We start from the raw sequence: 14,378 nt of genomic DNA, 5'->3' as shown, positions 1-14,378 counted from the left end.
CGCCGCGGGCTTGGGTCTCCGCCCCCGGCGCACTTCGAACAAAATAGGCCGAAGAGATCCGTACTTTGACGGCTTCCACGCCGATGAGGCGCGGACCCTCCGCAAAAGATAGCGGATCTTTCGTCGATTTTCCTCTCCGTTTGCACCCCCGCTCTCGCCGAGGGGCAAGGGTTGCATGCGCAACCCCTGACCCATTGAGAGGAAACAGAAAATGACCGTCACGCTCCATGCCCAGCCTTACGATATCCAAGCCGTTGGTTTTTACTTCACGTCCTTTGATGAGTATGCTGCCAAGGCCGCCGTCTTGCGGAACGACTTCGGCGATCCCGTCGAGGAGTTCGAACTCCAGTTCATCGACGGGGAGGCCATCGATTGTGCTCTCGCTGGTGCGGTTGGTCTCTACCAGAACACCATTCGCCGTTTCTTCGAGATCGTTGACGCGTGGGACGAGGACGAGAAGACACGCGTGATCTTGGCGGTCGGAGACTGCGGCTATGCCTTCGATGTAGACACGACCCCAGACGACTTCGATCTCGATATCTACGAATACGACAACTTGCGCGAGCTTGCCGAGCAGTTCGTCGAAGAAGGTGTGTTCGGCGACATCCCCGAGCGGCTCGCGCCGTATCTCGACTATGAGGCCATCGGGCGGGACCTCGGCATGGACTATTCCGAGGCCGAGATCGCCGGAAAGCGCCTGATCTATCGCTGCGGATGACGGGAGCGCAGCCCCGATCCCCTTCGGTCCCAAGGGGGTTCGGGATGCGCCTCCGCATCGACAAACACAGCGAAAGGATAGATCAATGACCCTGCATCACATCGATATCACCGACCTCACTGTCAGCCCCCTCAATGTGCGCAAGCATGGTGCGAAGGACTGCGATGACCTTGTGGCCAGCATCCGCGCCCTTGGCGTGATCCAACCGCTCCTCGTCCGCGAGAGAGGGGATGGCTTCGAGGTCATTGCGGGCCAGCGCCGCCTACATGCGCTTACCGCGATCCTTGGCGAGGACGCCCTAAGCCAAGACGAGCGCACCGCGTTGTCCGCCGTGCCTTGCCTAATCCTTGCGGCGGGCGACGACGCCCACGCTGTCGAGGCCAGCCTTGCCGAGAACATCGAGCGCCTGCCCATGGACGAGGTCGATCAATTCAAGGCCTTCACCAAGCTGGTCAAGGAAGGTCGCAGCCCCGAGGACATCGCGGACACGTTCGGTCTGACCGAGCGGTTAGTGGCGCAGCGGCTCGCTCTCGGCAATCTGCATGGTCCGATCCTGACGGCCTATCGCAAGGGCGACATCTATGCCCGCGACATTCGCATCCTGACGATGGCAAGTCCGAAGCAACAGAGAGCTTGGTGGGCGCTGGTCAAGGATGACGAGGCCTATGCCCCGACAGGCCAGCGGCTCAAGGATTGGCTGTTCGGTGGGGCGCATATCCCCGTCGAGAATGCCATCTTCGACCACGAGGCGGCAGGGCTCACCGTCATCTCAGATCTCTTCGGAGAAGAGGCCTACTTTGCCGATGCCGAGGCTTTCTGGGCACATCAGAACGAGGCCATCGCCCAACTCGCTACCTGCTACCGCGCCGACGATTGGTCAGACGTGGTCGTCATGGACACGGGCGCGTATTTCGCGACGTGGGATCACCGCAAGACGCCAAAGAAGAACGGCGGAAAAGTCTTCATCGCCGTCAGCAACAAGGGCGAAGTCACCAAGCACGAAGGCTATCTCAGCCACGCCGAGGCGCAGCGCCGCGACAGGGCAGCGACGGGCGATGCACCAGCACCGAAGCCGGAACTCACCAAGCCCGCCCAGACCTATGTCGATCTGCACCGCCACGCCGCCGTGCGCGCCGACATACTGGGCAAGGGCAGCCTCGCCCTGCGCCTGATCGCGGCGCATATGCTCTCATCCTCTTCTCTCTGGTCCGTCGAGGCCGACCCGCAACGCAGCCCGAAGGAAGAAATTGCCAACAGCATTGCTGCCAACACAGGCCAGCAGACCCTCGAAGCCGAACGTGCTGAGATCGCCACGCTACTTGGTTTGGACGAGGTCGAGACCGTTCTCCCTGGCGCGGGCCACTACAACCCGCGTCCGCCAATGCTCGACATCTTCACCCGCCTGCAGTCGCTCACCGATGCGGACATCCTGCGCATTCTGACCTTCCTCATGATCGAGAGCCTGTCCGTGGACAGCCCCCTCATCGACGGCCTTGGCGTGATGCTTGGCACAGACATGCGCGAGCACTGGTCCCCCGATCAGACCTTCTTCGACCTCGTCCGCGATAAGCAGGTGCTTAATGCCATGGTCGGGGAGTTCGCCGGCACCGAGGCCGCGACCGCCAACCTCTCTGCGACAGCAAAGGTGCAGCGCACCATCCTCACCGCCTGCATCGACGGTACACGTAACCCCGCAGACCCAACCTGGGTCCCACGGTTCATGGGGTTTCCGAAGGGGAGCTATCGGCAGAAGGATGTGTCCCAAAGTGAGACCGATGGATTGCAGCAAATCGCGCGCAACGAAGCCGCCTGACCGTTGGTTCATCCGGGCGACAAGACCCGCTGCGCATCCCGCGCAGCGGGTTTTTTCCTTAAAGCGAAGCCAGAAAACAAAATTCTCGTGCTCCCTGTGGGAGCATGGAGACGGGCCGGTTCCAGGCCCGTTTTCCTCGGCTCTTCTTCAAAGAACCTGCGGGTCAGGTGGACGCATCGGCGATGAGTCAGATCGCCTGAAAACCCAATCTTAACAGAACCGTAACATACGGTCGGATAGTTTGTGGTACTATGATACCATGAAAAGACCTCCGACATCAGCAAACAGCCACGACGACGATCAACAAGCACAAGAGGACGCGCTGTCTGCGGCTATCGCGGACGTTCAGGAGGCAATGCATCAGGTTCCAGAGGGATCGCCCGAACAGAAGGAACTTGAAACCCTCCTCGCCAACCTAACTGCCGAACGCGCCGCGCTCAGTGCAGGTCTCAAAACAGTTTCTGCGATGGTGTCCCTGCCCTCCTCGGGCGCGGTTGGAAGCCTACTGCGATCCAGCGCCGCCTCATCTTCTCCGAAGGACAAGATCGAATACCTGGCGGATCTATCCGCAACGGAAACACGCGCCTTACAAGCACAGCATGACACCGCGCGCACAGGATATCTCGCCTTCGAACGCTCGGCCCTGTCTCAAATCGAGAAGCTGGCAGCAGAAAGCGGTCTTGATGTCGAAGCTTATCGTCGAACCCGAGACGTCCTGGAAGCCGAACGCGCCGATGCCGAACGGCGCGGCGACCGCGTAGACCTCTACCGTTTGGACGCCGTCATCGCAGGGCATACCGTCCATGGGCTCAAGGCTGTGGGTGCCGACGAGGCGATCCTGGCAGAAGCGGAAACGCAGCGACGTAACGCGCGCGACCGCTACCTCACGGAGCGCGCGGTCGAGACACTGTCTGTAGGACGCGCACAGGGCCTCTCAGGCGTATCCTTGACCCGTTTCGTCGAGGAGGACCGCCAGAGCGCGATCTCCGACCTGGACACCCGTGATGCGGCCCTTCGGGCAGAGGTTGCAAGCCAGGTCTCTCAGACAGCAGCCACAGAGATCGCGACCCATGTCACAGAACGGGACGCGTCTTGGGAACGAGCCGCGCAGCAAGCCAAGGCCGTTCTCACGGCAGCGTCCTCGCCTGTCTCAGGCGATACCGAAGGCACTGAGCCCGCTCTCGGCCTCCCTGCCCTACCGGACCTCGTCCTTGATCTTTCCGTGGCAGACGAGCTGGTCGTCCCAGATCGAACCCCTTCCGTCCCATCAGCGGACAGATCGCGACCTCGCTAATTCGCCGCCCGCGCCCATGCCTGGCCAGCCAGAATGCCCGCCGTCAGCCCATAGGCAGATGGCAAGGCGCTTCCCTCTTCGAAACAGGTCGCGGTCAACCTGTCCCGTTCCGACACATCCAGACCAGCAACCTGCGCACTCGGCCGAGCCGCCCCATAGTGAAACCCCGCATCGAACGCGAGCGGGCAAGGCAACGCCCGCGTCTCACCTGTCATGCTGACATAGGTGGTCGCATTGGCCTGCGCCGCCGCGAGAACCGTGCGGAACTCGTCAGACTGCAGGGGCCCGATCTGACGCGCATCGAAGAGCACGTTATCGACCGTCAGGCGCCAATAGAGATCGAGCGCCGCCTCTCGTCGCGCCGTCTCCGCCAAGACAGCCAGACAATGGGGGACCACTTTCGGCAAAGCGAAGGATCGCTCGGAGACGGTTTGGAGATGCGTCCGCGTGGCGATGTGGAACTGGCCTGCGGCGCAGACCATGCGTTCGCTCAGCAGGGTTCGATCCATGGCCTGCGGCAGAAGTGCCGTCGCCCAGATAGGCGCTTCTTCGGCAGACGTAGGTCCGGCCAGAAAGGCGACACAGCAAAGAAGGAAGGCGCGCATGATCGCCCCGGTCGGCAAGATTTCCTTGCCGCCATGCTACCGTCTGACCTATTCGGGTGCGCCCGTGTTTAGATTCTGTTTTCATTCGTTTATTTCAGTGTCCGGCAGGGCATCGTTCACGCCGCTAAGGCGTATAACCGTCTGGATTATCAGGGCTTGCACCCGAATAGGTCAAACGGGTGCAAGCCCTCAGCCTCGCAATCCTCTATCTCCGGAGCTCCGCGCCAAGCTGAACCTGGACCGCAAGAGCTTTACCAAGGAAATGGAGCGCCAAGTGCTCGCAACAGCGTGCAAAGCCCCGGAAGACCTCCGTCTGCTCTGTCAGCTCCTCTACGTAACCGGTTGCCGCCTTTCCGAGGCGCTGGCGCTGCGCGGGGATTGCATCGATACCGAGGAAGGGCTGGTCGTCTTCCACACCCTCAAACAGCGCGGCGCAGAACGGTTGCGCGCCGTCCCTGTGCCTGAGCGGGTCGCGATCAACCTGGCCCACCTTGCCACCCCGCAGGATCGCCTTTGGCCGTTTAGCCGATGGACCGCGCTGCGCCGGATCCGTACCCTGCTTCTCGAGGCAGGGGTTCCGGCACATCTGGCCCATACCAAGACCTTCCGGCACAGCTACAATGATCGCGGCAAGCTTGCAGGTACGCCCGATCACGTCCGCCGCGCCCTTCTGGGGCACCGCACGCAGACGGCCAACGATCAATACGGCGCGCTCATCGGTGTGGAACTCCGCGCCCACGCGAAACCCTGTTGGGGGCGGTTGAAGCGCTAGGTTTAGGCGTCTCTGTCCTGAAAGTCGTCCTGCGACACGGGCCATCCGCGATAGCGCGCGCGGACCAACTCAACTCCCGTCTCGGTGCAGCGATAAAGGATCAAGACCGGGTCTTCGACCAGCTGACGGCAATCAGAGGCGATCTCCGGACGGGCCTGTCCCGCTTTGGGATGCTGTTCAAGAATATCGAGACGCGCAACAAGTCGGTCGATCAAACGATCAGCTGCAATGGGATCGTGTTCGGCCACATGCAGCCAGATCTCTACAAGATCAGCATCAAAGATAGGCAATCGGTGGAGCGTCGTCACGCGTGGCCGTCACGTCCGCTCAGACGGGCACGGCCTTCCGCCTTGATCCGCGCAGCATAGTCATCGGAGAGCGGCCGGGGCGTTCCGCTGCCCTGCCCTTCATCCCAGAGCAGCCGCAGCTCCTCAACGGTGTAGCCATGCAGGTCCCGGCGGTCCTTCCATTGCCGCAAAGCCTCACGGATGACCTCGCTCGCATTGCCGAACTCACCCTCGGCCACGGCGCGATCGACCAAGCTGGCCAGTTCCGGCGGCAAACTGATGCTGCGTTTTTCGACTGTCGGCATGGGATCCTCCTAGACCGATGGTAGCATTAATTACCACCAAAAGCAAGAATTGGCTGGAGCGATATGGCGACTGTGCTCGAGATCCCTGCCCCCGGTTTGAGGTCGACAACAGTCTCTGTCCTTTCCTTGCGGACACCCGAAGCCTGATCCGCGGTCCTGCCCGGCGCGCCCGGGCCGTCCATACCCTGCCCGCTCCATTCGCTGCGCTCCCGTGTGGGGGAGGACCGCCCGCGCTTCGCCGCCGGGCCATGGGGACGCGTCCTTCGGGCCGTCAACCAACGAAAGGAGAGGACTATGTCCACCAACCCCAAAACCGAGACCAACCGACCAACTTACATCGCCTACCATGTCGCAGAGCCAAAACCCGACACCGAGCGCTGGAGCAATATTGGCGCCTTCTTCGCGCATAAGGACGGCCAAGGCGGCAGCCTGATCCTGGACGCCCTGCCTATTGCCTTCGATGGTCGTATTGTCCTACGCGTGCCGCGCACCGACGAAACGGCGGGAGGCTCGCAATGAGCCTCCTCACGGAAGGTCAGCGGACGAAGCTTATCGCGAACTTCCGCGCTAACCAGCAGGGGCTCGAGACACTCGACCCCTGTCCCGTGGTGAAGATCATCACCCCTGATGCCAATGCGACCTGGCTCCTCACAGAGTTCGATCCCTGTACGGAGCTCTTCTTCGGACTCTGCGATCTGGGCTTCGGTTTCCCCGAACTCGGCTATGTCGCGCTTGCTGATCTCGAAACCTGTCGCGGCGCCCTCGGGCTCCCCGTCGAACGAGATCGCTGGTTCAAAGTGACTAAGCCGTTGTCGGCGTATGCGAATGAGGCGGCCAGGACCGGAAGGATCATCGCTTAGCGCTAAGACGCTTTGCATGCAATCATGCAAAGCGTCTTAGCGCATTACATGTTTTGCTTCTTGTAGGCTTTCCACATTCTCAGAAAGAGTTGCTTCTTCGCGCCATGGGTGAACCCAAACTCGCGCCCCGCTTGCTCGCTGAATTCTTCGAAAACCTGGATCGGGACCCGAACCTGGATCGGGCGCAGCTCAGTGGCTTCTTTACGCGGGTTCTCTGCGATCACATCTGGAACGGACGCGGCTGCGGGCGGAGCGCCCTTGGCTTTCTTCAGTTTTGCGAGGTTCGTGCTCATCACGCCACCTCCCGTTCCGACAGCTCGACGATCCGATCAATCACGCTCTGAGCCAAGACAGACGCTTTCTTGTTCAGGGACCGGAAAGACGTCTCCGTCAGCGCCTTCCCACCGTCCGATGCCGAGCCGTAGGCCGTTGAGACCGGCACAGCCCCTTCAAGAACGCAGTAGCCTGCCTCAGCCAAATATGCTTTGGCCGCCTCAGTTTCGCGGTCGCTCCCCGTCGTCTTGAACAACGCGAAGGCGATCCGCTCCGCCCCGATGCCCTTCTTCCGAAGGCTATGGGCAAGCACCACGCCAGGATGAAGATCATCGACGGTCTGCCCGGTCGGGATCACGACCAAGTCTGCCGCTTTGGCAATCTCAAGGGTCTGATCTGAAGCGTTCGGCTTCCCGTCGAGTACGAAGGCATCGAACCGAGCAGCCTCACTCAGAGCCGATTTGACACTTGCGAAGCTCTGGACCTGAATCTCAGGTGCGATCTGCTCTTCAGCGCGTCGTCCGGCCCAGTAGGTACAGGTCTGCTGCTGCGTGTCGAGATCTGCGATTTTTGCGGTCATCTCTCCCGCGACGAACTCACGGACCATAAGACGTGCAAGCGTCGATTTCCCCACGCCCCCCTTCTGGGAGACCATTCCAATGATGTAAGCCATGTTGCTCTCTGCCTCGTCTGTGTTTTCAGAATGATAACATGCTTTGCGCTATCGCGCGAAGCATGCGAGCCGCTTTTCCACAATGACGCGTTGCATCAAAGTCGCAAAGGCGCGTTGCATGCAATACGCCTTTGCGCGTTAGCGCTTTAAGTGAAGCGATAGGCTCCACGGCGTTTGCAGAAGCTGAGAAAGTGCGAATCCGCGTCCTTCACCTCAATGCTCTTCTTCATCACCCAGCTGCGCCATTCACCTTCAAGCGCATGGACATCCCAGCCAGGCGCATGGGTCCGCGCCTTTTCATGAACGTCAGCGGACAGGCGAAGGGCAGGGGTTTCAAAAGGTAAGTCGGTTTGCTGCGCCACACGCTTCGGAGTGACGACAACTTTGTCGGCATCCAACTTGAAAGCGTAGTCAGGCATGTAGTCGTGCGCCGCGTCGTCCTCGAGGATCTTACCGATCAATCGGCGAAACTCCTTCGGTGTCGATCCAGATCCGCATTTCTCACGGAGCTTCTCCAGCCCGATGGGCCAGCGCGGCTGGTGCCCACAATGTTTGCGCGCCAATTCGTAGAGACGCCGCTCCAGCGGCTTGCGCAGCATGAAGTACCGCCGATTGAGCGTCAAAACGTGGTTGTTCTCAATCGCATCGAATACCCAGTCTGACAGGGCAATCTCCACATCAAGCATGCGCCCGTCACGGGTTTCTCTGACGATTTCAGCCGAGTCGATTAGACCGAATACCTTAAAATACTCTCGCCCGCCTTGGCGGATATTCGTCTCGATTTGGGTCCCCTGGAGGCGACGAAGCGCGTCCTTAAGGAGATCATACCCCCGGCCCGACGTCTGTCGGTTTGTCGCTACCAGGAGATCATACGCCTTAAACCGCATGCGCCGCGATACTTTCCGCCCATCATTGATCGCCGACATGCACTGACTAATGCAGTAAATCAGAACGTCGCGGTCATGGACCGTAGCGAGTCCGTGCTGTGACGGCTGGACCTCGATCCAACTATCCCCGCTCTCGTATCGGCGTGGACGCATATCCGGCTTCGTCGCCAGAGAGAAGACAGGGTGCTCCATCGATGACATGTCACCCTTGGGAACGGCATCGACGATATCGCAGACGAACATATCCCGCGTTGGATGACGGTCCGGAAGGAGCGGGGAGCGCTCGCTCGTCATTTCACACACCGCATGGAGGCAGCCTTCAGAAGTTTCGTCATTTCACACACCATGCTTGACTATCGTCACTTCACACACCCACGTCAATCTTCGTCACTTCACACACCATAAGCTGTGGATAACTCTGTTAGTAAATATGGGATCTTTCGTCACTTCACACACCACTTTTCGTCACTTCACACACCACTTTTCGTCACTTCACACACCGAAGGCCTCCCAAGAAAAGCACTTTATTTTATATAATCAGTATCTTAGTGAAGATCCGCGAAATGCGTAACTCTATCTCTAACAGTATTAACTCTTGGAGATTTAGATTTTGGAATATTGGGAACTGCCCAATCTAACCAGTTCGATACCCCACTCTTTGCTAAACCTCTCCGAAGGAGGCGAGCAATATTAGAGCCCGACGGTTCACCGTCGTCCCTCTCTGAGGAGAGGAATGCTTGTATTGATGCATGGACATGCGACTGTAGTCGGGATTTTGACCACGACATTGAGAAATAGCCATGACGCGATTAACTCCGCTTCAGCGCAAAGCTGGGTTGGTAAAATATCTTCTGGACCAGCGCGATGAGTGGCCAACGACTGGGGGCATGGATCGCCTGGATGCGATTGGTGGAGTTATCTCCGCAGCGGGGTTAAGCAAATGGATCAACGGTAGTACCCGGGAACCATCTAGGCTGCGAAAGGTCGATGCAGGACTGAAAACGGCCTTCGAGATCGAGCATTCGCTCAATCTCTTCGATGACGATGTGGGAGTGATGGAGTTTGGCGAGCTCCTGGGTCTGACCCGGTCGCGCTGTCAGTACGCTATAGATATGCTCGCAGGTAGTCTGGGGCCCACCTTCTCGACGTTCTCTCACGATCCGCAGATTGCCAGAGATTTGATGCGGCGCTTTGGTGGACTCTACGCGATCTATCGGTTGGAGCGGAACCAACAAGTCGAGGCTCATACGGGCCAGCCAACCGCGCTTCTGTGCGCGACCCTCGCGATCCGATACCGGCTTCCGGGCTCCAAGCGGTTCAGCAAGGGGTTGAACCGTGTGCGCTGCAAGTTGACGCTACCAGATTATCTCGAAGCCGGGCGCCCTCTTGATTATGATGGGTATATCACTGCGCGCGTAGCGGGCGGGGTGTTCCAAATGCTTTTCGAGCATCGGACGTATTCCGAGCGAGACTTGATCTCCATTACGACGGACGGCCCCAAGACTGGACAGGCGCTCTATCCGGACAAGCGGTTCATGCTGGGCACGATGACGGGCATGACTCAGGAGAATGCACCCAAACCGATGATCTGGCCCGTCGTGATCGAGCATCTGGCGGACCTGCCCCATTTCGACGCGATGCGTGAGGGTGATGATCCAGAACGGGAACGACGGTTTAACGAAGAGCAATTGCGGCTTCGCCCCGTAAATGAGGTCGATCCTTGGATCTGGACAGAGATGGAGAACGCGGCTGCGTTTTCGTCGGTCGTGCCGCCGAAAGTTGAGGAAAGTTGAGAGCAGAAATCGCCTGGTTTGCTGCGCTTTTATGCAGGGCGACGCCGGGTCTGTAACATCCTCCAGAAGATGCGTGCCGGAAATTGGTAGCGGCCGCAGCCTGCATGTCAGCGTGATTCCACCGTCACATTTCACTGGGGGAATCTCATATGAAACAGCTACTCTGTGCGGCCGCGACCATGGCGTTTTGTGCGAACCCGTCTTTTGCCCAAGGAGAGCGTCACTGGTGTGCTCAGGGCCTTGCCGAAGCGAATGTCTGCTTCTGGGGAGCGATGATGGCGGGCCAGTTCGCCAAAGACGCGGTCAATGGCGAACTGCGCGAGAAGTATGGATCGGCCTCGAATGCCACGTCCGATCTTGATCGCGCGATCGGCAATACGGTTGCTGACATGCTCTTCGGGATGGCGCCGTTTGAGTATGACGCGCCCAATCTCCCGGGCCCGGATACCAGCATTGGCTGTCTCCTGGGCGACCGTGCCTACGGCACGTGTCACTGAGGAGGGCGGAGCATGTACTGGATCAAGTTCGCGATCTGCGTCTTCTACGATCTCTTCGACATGACTGCGGGGCGCCTGCTCTTCGCCACGCCCTTTGCGGGCGAGATCGTCGGCGTTCTACTCGCCTGCAGTCTCTTCGGGACTAAGGGGATCTGGTACGCGGTCGAGGCCATCGACCCGACCGAGCAGCTCGACGGTTTTGTACCGACGGCGACTCTGATTGCGCTCGCCTATCGGCGTGCTGAGCTCGAGGAGCGGGAGATGCTCGAAGGGCCTCGCCCCTGAAAACCTTCTGCCTTCCGGCAGCGCGAAGGGCAGGGGGTCTCTCCTGCCCTTTTCTATGACCGACACTCCACTGAGGGGGGACCGATATGGCCCGTGATGCAGCCGTCTGGCGTTGGTACGCCGAAGTGAACGATTCCGTACGGCAGGAAGTCGTGGAGCGTGGGTGGCGCGGCAGCGAACGCCCGACCACCAATGCCATCGATACCAACGACATGCCTGGCATGGCGCCGGGCTTCGGTACGGAGCCCGATGACGGGATCTACTATGAGGACGAGGTCTTCGACACCGATGCCGGCTTCGAGGATGTCTATGGCCAAGCACCGGAGCCAGAGCCGATCGAAATCGATCAGGAGATCGAGTGATGGCCTGGCCGTTTACGCATGGGCTACGCGCTCTGTCCGCCTCGCCTGTCTCCTATCACCACCGACTCGGCACGCCACTGCTTAGGTTTGGGCGGCGCGATGTCTGGCGTCTGCGAGATGCCTGCGAGGGCACCGGTATCCTTGGTGGGGTCGGGTCCGGGAAGACCAGCGGGTCTGGTCAGACGATCGCGGCCTCGTTCCTCACGGCAGGTATGGGTGGCATGGTGCTCTGCGCCAAGAACAACGAGGCGGATCGCTGGCGCAAATGGGCTAGGGCCGCGGGGCGTGAGCGCAGTCTGTTTGTGATCGATGCGTCTGGGACGCACCGGATCAACATCATGGATTATGTTGCGTCTACGCTCGCTCGGGATGGGTTTGAGCAGAACCTTGCAGCTGTCTTGCTGGAGGCCGCCGAGGCTTCGCGGATCTTGAAGAGCGCGAGCGGCGGCGGTGGGGACAATTCCTTCTTCCGCGACTACGCTGAGCTCTGCCTGAACAGCGCTTTGCCGCTTCTGAACAAGGTCATGCCGCAGCTGCGGCTTCGCGACCTTCAGCGGTTCATCGATAGCGCACCGCGATCGATGGATGAGGCGAGTTCTCCTGATTGGCAGAAATCCTCCTTCTGCTCGGAGGTGCTGATCAAGCTGGCTGCCCTGGCTCAGGGAGGTGACAGCCATGCTGCGCGCCTTGCTGAGGAATATGCGGATTTCTGGCTGGTGCAGTTCGCCACTTTGGGGGATCGCACGCGCGGCAGCGTCGTGGCGACGCTGAGCGCCACCCTCAATGGGTTGATGACGGGCAAGATCGCGGAGCTCTTCTCGACCGACACCACGATCGTGCCGGATATCACCCAAGAAGGCGCCATCCTGGTGCTCGATATGAGTGCCCACGAGTTCGGATCGGTTGGCATTGTCGCGCAGCAGATTCTCAAGCTGCTCTGGATGAAATCGATCCAGCATCGGCGCATTCACGCGAAGATGCGGCCGCAGTTCCTCTGGATCGACGAATGCCAGTACTTCTTCTCAGAGGCCGATGCCGAGTTTCTCTCGACATCGCGCGAATACCGCGCCTGTCCCGTCTACATCACCCAAGATCTGCCGACCTTCTACGCGGCTCTGGGTGGCGACAATGCCGAGAACCGCGGCAAACAGATCGTCGCCAAGTTCCAGACCCGGTTGTTCCATGCCAACACGGATCCGGTGACGAACGCCTTTGCCAGCGAGATCATTGGTAAGTCCCGGCGCTACAAGGTCAGCTGGAGCACAAGCTCCGGTCGCAATAGCGGCGGGAGTGGCAATCAGGGCGAGCGTGAAAGCGGTACGGGTGGAGGAGCTGGGCGCAACCAGGGCCGGACCCGGAGCATCGATACCTATGAGGAGGCGGATGTGTTGCCGGACTATTTCGGCAACGAGCTGCGGAATGGCGGCAAGGAAAACCGGTTCAAGGTCGATGCGATCGTCGTGCGCGCCGCTACACGGTTTCGCGCCGCCAAACGCAACCGTCTCAAAGTCACGTTCGATCAGAGGGCCCGCGCATGAATCTCTTTCATTGGATCATCTACCTGCTTCGCCTTCCGCTCTATCTCGTGTTTTCGGCGCTCTTCCGGGTCTATCTGCTTCTCATTTTCCTGACGCGAAGTGCGGCGCCGTTCCTCGTGACGGTTGCCTTCGGAGCAGCAGCCTATTTTGGCCGGGACTGGGCCGAGCCGTATGTCCTGGCCTGGCACGCCGACTTGACGCGGAGCGCGCTTGGAACCTGGCAGGGGGATTTCGCGCGGTTCGCGGGCCGCGCGCCCTACGAAATCGGAGCCCTTGCGGCGGGGGCAGGGCTGTTCCTCGGTCTTTGGTGGTTCCAAGCGCCACTCAAGCACGTCCTTCTGGCCTTCCCTATGCCACAGCGGCCGATGCCGCCAATCCGACACTGGGTCCCGCCGGCGCATCAGCTGAAAGCCTATTCCGTCTATCGTGCGGTTCCTGAGCTGCCCCTGCGGTTCGTGGATGGGCGGATCGAGACGTTCCTGGCGCGTCTTGATCCGAAGGTTCAGACGGCTTTGCGGCAAAAACGGCCTCAGGCGCCTCTCAGTGTCGTTCAAGCTCCTGTGGCAGGGCAGGGGGCTGCAACGGCGTCGAAACCACCTCAGTCGCCTCCTAGGGCGTCTCAGGCCCCAACCACGCCGGCGCCTCGGCGCACACGCAAAACATCGGCCGCGGCAAAGCCCGCGAAACCTCCCCTGCCGAAACGGAAGCCGGGGCAGGGGCCCCTGGCAGCCCAATAGGGCAGTGGGCCGACTTGATCATAACCGGGGCGCCTGAGGCGCCCCGTATCGTCGTAGTCATGTGACGTCGTCCATCCGCTGAACAGCGGCGGCGTAATCCGCACCGCCGTAGAAGACCCGGATGATGACAAGCGCGTTATCTGAAACGCGATAAACGACAACGACACGCATCGTCTTGATGGGGTAGATGCGGATCCCTTGGCCAAGATCCTGGCGGCTTGGTCCAAGGCCCGGCGTTGGGAGGAGGTTGGTCCGGCACCGCTCACGAATGGCTTCGACAAAGTCGTAGCCGCGCTGCGGGTAGTCGGATCCGACGATCTCAAAGATCGCGTTGAGGTCGTCGAGGGCGAGTGGCCGATATTCGAGCTTAGTCACGCGGCTCCATAGATGCCTTTGCAAGCTTAGCCGCAAAATGTGCGTCTACGTCGGCTTCTGAGAGGTTCGGACGGGGGTCAGCGTCTGCCGCCGCGACGGCGGCGCGTAGGGTCTCAGCGCGCTGAAGCCGCGCCGCATGGGTTTCTTGCCACAAACGGACGGCTTCGCGAATGACTTCGCTGTTGGAGGCATATCCGCCCCCTGAGACCGCGCCGCGGACCGTTTGCGCCATGTCCTTAGGGAGCGTGATGCTTAGGCGTTCGACATTCTGCATGTGACCCTCCATACGATTAGAGTAACATAA

Annotated in this window: 20 protein-coding genes; 12 read left to right on the top strand and 8 right to left on the bottom strand. The window is 60.1% G+C overall.

The annotated features are described in order from the left end of the window. The first annotated feature begins 211 nt into the window (after positions 1–211). The 3 genes from K5R33_RS18720 to K5R33_RS18710 all read left to right on the top strand — a co-directional run bounded on the left by K5R33_RS18720 (position 212) and on the right by K5R33_RS18710 (position 3,825). A complete protein-coding gene (locus K5R33_RS18720; protein ID WP_220750613.1) occupies positions 212–718 on the top strand; it encodes an antirestriction protein ArdA in 507 nt (168 codons plus the stop codon). Further along, the gene (locus K5R33_RS18715; protein ID WP_505744263.1) at positions 705–2,531 is read left to right on the top strand and encodes a ParB/RepB/Spo0J family partition protein; all 1,827 of its coding nucleotides are present in this window, start codon (positions 705–707) and stop codon (positions 2,529–2,531) included. The genes K5R33_RS18720 and K5R33_RS18715 overlap by 14 nt, the downstream gene beginning before the upstream one ends. A gap of 355 nt (positions 2,532–2,886) precedes the next feature. After that, positions 2,887–3,825 (top strand): hypothetical protein, encoded by a 939-nt coding sequence (locus tag K5R33_RS18710; protein WP_220750611.1) that lies wholly within the window; start codon positions 2,887–2,889, stop codon positions 3,823–3,825. Here the strand turns inward: K5R33_RS18710 and K5R33_RS18705 are convergent. Further along, positions 3,822–4,430, bottom strand: a complete 609-nt coding sequence (locus K5R33_RS18705; RefSeq protein ID WP_220750610.1) for a hypothetical protein — start codon at positions 4,428–4,430, stop codon at positions 3,822–3,824. The genes K5R33_RS18710 and K5R33_RS18705 overlap by 4 nt on opposite strands. Here K5R33_RS18705 and K5R33_RS18700 point away from each other — a divergent pair. Next, positions 4,429–5,202 (top strand): tyrosine-type recombinase/integrase, encoded by a 774-nt coding sequence (locus K5R33_RS18700; RefSeq protein WP_220750609.1) that lies wholly within the window; start codon positions 4,429–4,431, stop codon positions 5,200–5,202. The two genes, K5R33_RS18705 and K5R33_RS18700, sit on opposite strands and share 2 nt — an antisense overlap. Positions 5,203–5,204: 2 nt before the next feature. On the opposite strand, the gene K5R33_RS18695 is transcribed toward K5R33_RS18700, so the two are convergent. Both K5R33_RS18695 and K5R33_RS18690 read right to left on the bottom strand, forming a co-directional pair. Next, positions 5,205–5,510: a type II toxin-antitoxin system RelE/ParE family toxin gene (locus K5R33_RS18695; RefSeq protein WP_220750608.1), complete on the bottom strand. Its 306-nt coding sequence runs from the start codon at positions 5,508–5,510 to the stop codon at positions 5,205–5,207. Further along, positions 5,507–5,794 (bottom strand): type II toxin-antitoxin system ParD family antitoxin, encoded by a 288-nt coding sequence (locus tag K5R33_RS18690; RefSeq protein WP_220750607.1) that lies wholly within the window; start codon positions 5,792–5,794, stop codon positions 5,507–5,509. The genes K5R33_RS18695 and K5R33_RS18690 overlap by 4 nt, the downstream gene beginning before the upstream one ends. A gap of 294 nt (positions 5,795–6,088) precedes the next feature. Here K5R33_RS18690 and K5R33_RS18685 point away from each other — a divergent pair, with 294 nt between their 5' ends. Together K5R33_RS18685 and K5R33_RS18680 are read left to right on the top strand one after the other, a co-directional pair. Then, complete coding sequence (locus tag K5R33_RS18685; protein WP_220750606.1) at positions 6,089–6,313, top strand: hypothetical protein; 225 nt, start codon at positions 6,089–6,091, stop codon at positions 6,311–6,313. After that, positions 6,310–6,654, top strand: coding sequence for a DUF2958 domain-containing protein (locus K5R33_RS18680; protein WP_220750605.1), 345 nt, complete (start codon positions 6,310–6,312; stop codon positions 6,652–6,654). The genes K5R33_RS18685 and K5R33_RS18680 overlap by 4 nt, the downstream gene beginning before the upstream one ends. 44 nt (positions 6,655–6,698) lie before the next feature. Here the strand turns inward: K5R33_RS18680 and K5R33_RS18675 are convergent, their stop codons facing one another. The 3 genes from K5R33_RS18675 to K5R33_RS18665 all read right to left on the bottom strand — a co-directional run bounded on the left by K5R33_RS18675 (position 6,699) and on the right by K5R33_RS18665 (position 8,781). After that, entirely contained in the window at positions 6,699–6,947 is a 249-nt protein-coding gene (locus K5R33_RS18675; protein ID WP_220750604.1) for a hypothetical protein, read from the bottom strand. Next, the gene (locus K5R33_RS18670; protein WP_220750603.1) at positions 6,947–7,600 is read right to left on the bottom strand and encodes a ParA family protein; all 654 of its coding nucleotides are present in this window, start codon (positions 7,598–7,600) and stop codon (positions 6,947–6,949) included. Before K5R33_RS18670 ends, K5R33_RS18675 begins: the two co-directional genes overlap by 1 nt. A gap of 146 nt (positions 7,601–7,746) precedes the next feature. Continuing rightward, entirely contained in the window at positions 7,747–8,781 is a 1,035-nt protein-coding gene (locus tag K5R33_RS18665; protein WP_220750602.1) for a replication initiator protein A, read from the bottom strand. 593 nt (positions 8,782–9,374) lie between these two features. Between K5R33_RS18665 and K5R33_RS18660 the strand changes: the two genes are divergently transcribed. The 6 genes from K5R33_RS18660 (at position 9,375) to K5R33_RS18635 (ending at position 13,699) form a co-directional block, all read left to right on the top strand. After that, complete coding sequence (locus tag K5R33_RS18660) at positions 9,375–10,280, top strand: hypothetical protein (protein ID WP_220750601.1); 906 nt, start codon at positions 9,375–9,377, stop codon at positions 10,278–10,280. Between the two features lie 149 nt (positions 10,281–10,429). After that, entirely contained in the window at positions 10,430–10,777 is a 348-nt protein-coding gene (locus K5R33_RS18655) for a hypothetical protein (RefSeq protein WP_220750600.1), read from the top strand. 12 nt (positions 10,778–10,789) lie between these two features. After that, on the top strand, positions 10,790–11,062 hold the full coding sequence (locus K5R33_RS18650) for a hypothetical protein (protein ID WP_220750599.1): 273 nt from the start codon (positions 10,790–10,792) through the stop codon (positions 11,060–11,062). Between the two features lie 86 nt (positions 11,063–11,148). Further along, a complete protein-coding gene (locus K5R33_RS18645) occupies positions 11,149–11,424 on the top strand; it encodes a hypothetical protein (RefSeq protein WP_220750598.1) in 276 nt (91 codons plus the stop codon). Next, positions 11,424–12,962, top strand: a complete 1,539-nt coding sequence (locus K5R33_RS18640) for a type IV secretory system conjugative DNA transfer family protein (protein ID WP_220750777.1) — start codon at positions 11,424–11,426, stop codon at positions 12,960–12,962. Before K5R33_RS18645 ends, K5R33_RS18640 begins: the two co-directional genes overlap by 1 nt. Continuing rightward, entirely contained in the window at positions 12,959–13,699 is a 741-nt protein-coding gene (locus K5R33_RS18635; protein ID WP_220750596.1) for a hypothetical protein, read from the top strand. The genes K5R33_RS18640 and K5R33_RS18635 overlap by 4 nt, the downstream gene beginning before the upstream one ends. Positions 13,700–13,756: 57 nt before the next feature. Here the strand turns inward: K5R33_RS18635 and K5R33_RS18630 are convergent, their stop codons facing one another. Further along, positions 13,757–14,074: a type II toxin-antitoxin system RelE/ParE family toxin gene (locus K5R33_RS18630; protein WP_220750595.1), complete on the bottom strand. Its 318-nt coding sequence runs from the start codon at positions 14,072–14,074 to the stop codon at positions 13,757–13,759. After that, the gene (locus K5R33_RS18625) at positions 14,067–14,348 is read right to left on the bottom strand and encodes a ribbon-helix-helix domain-containing protein (protein WP_220750594.1); all 282 of its coding nucleotides are present in this window, start codon (positions 14,346–14,348) and stop codon (positions 14,067–14,069) included. Before K5R33_RS18625 ends, K5R33_RS18630 begins: the two co-directional genes overlap by 8 nt. Positions 14,349–14,378: the final 30 nt, after the last annotated feature.

The organism is Jannaschia pagri (assembly GCF_019655435.1).
In the GTDB taxonomy this organism is placed as follows: domain Bacteria; phylum Pseudomonadota; class Alphaproteobacteria; order Rhodobacterales; family Rhodobacteraceae; genus Jannaschia; species Jannaschia pagri.
This window is presented reverse-complemented; position numbering and strand designations above follow the sequence as displayed.

Coding starts and splice junctions, on each gene's coding strand:
- K5R33_RS18720 (WP_220750613.1), top strand. CDS start 212: ATGACCGTCACGCTCCATGCCCAGCCTTACGATATCCAAGCCGTTGGT.
- K5R33_RS18710 (WP_220750611.1), top strand. CDS start 2,887: ATGCATCAGGTTCCAGAGGGATCGCCCGAACAGAAGGAACTTGAAACC.
- K5R33_RS18700 (WP_220750609.1), top strand. CDS start 4,429: ATGATCGCCCCGGTCGGCAAGATTTCCTTGCCGCCATGCTACCGTCTG.
- K5R33_RS18705 (WP_220750610.1), bottom strand. CDS start 4,430: ATGCGCGCCTTCCTTCTTTGCTGTGTCGCCTTTCTGGCCGGACCTACG.
- K5R33_RS18690 (WP_220750607.1), bottom strand. CDS start 5,794: ATGCCGACAGTCGAAAAACGCAGCATCAGTTTGCCGCCGGAACTGGCC.
- K5R33_RS18685 (WP_220750606.1), top strand. CDS start 6,089: ATGTCCACCAACCCCAAAACCGAGACCAACCGACCAACTTACATCGCC.
- K5R33_RS18680 (WP_220750605.1), top strand. CDS start 6,310: ATGAGCCTCCTCACGGAAGGTCAGCGGACGAAGCTTATCGCGAACTTC.
- K5R33_RS18675 (WP_220750604.1), bottom strand. CDS start 6,947: ATGAGCACGAACCTCGCAAAACTGAAGAAAGCCAAGGGCGCTCCGCCC.
- K5R33_RS18670 (WP_220750603.1), bottom strand. CDS start 7,600: ATGGCTTACATCATTGGAATGGTCTCCCAGAAGGGGGGCGTGGGGAAA.
- K5R33_RS18665 (WP_220750602.1), bottom strand. CDS start 8,781: ATGACGAGCGAGCGCTCCCCGCTCCTTCCGGACCGTCATCCAACGCGG.
- K5R33_RS18660 (WP_220750601.1), top strand. CDS start 9,375: ATGGATCGCCTGGATGCGATTGGTGGAGTTATCTCCGCAGCGGGGTTA.
- K5R33_RS18655 (WP_220750600.1), top strand. CDS start 10,430: ATGAAACAGCTACTCTGTGCGGCCGCGACCATGGCGTTTTGTGCGAAC.
- K5R33_RS18650 (WP_220750599.1), top strand. CDS start 10,790: ATGTACTGGATCAAGTTCGCGATCTGCGTCTTCTACGATCTCTTCGAC.
- K5R33_RS18645 (WP_220750598.1), top strand. CDS start 11,149: ATGGCCCGTGATGCAGCCGTCTGGCGTTGGTACGCCGAAGTGAACGAT.
- K5R33_RS18640 (WP_220750777.1), top strand. CDS start 11,424: ATGGCCTGGCCGTTTACGCATGGGCTACGCGCTCTGTCCGCCTCGCCT.
- K5R33_RS18635 (WP_220750596.1), top strand. CDS start 12,959: ATGAATCTCTTTCATTGGATCATCTACCTGCTTCGCCTTCCGCTCTAT.
- K5R33_RS18625 (WP_220750594.1), bottom strand. CDS start 14,348: ATGCAGAATGTCGAACGCCTAAGCATCACGCTCCCTAAGGACATGGCG.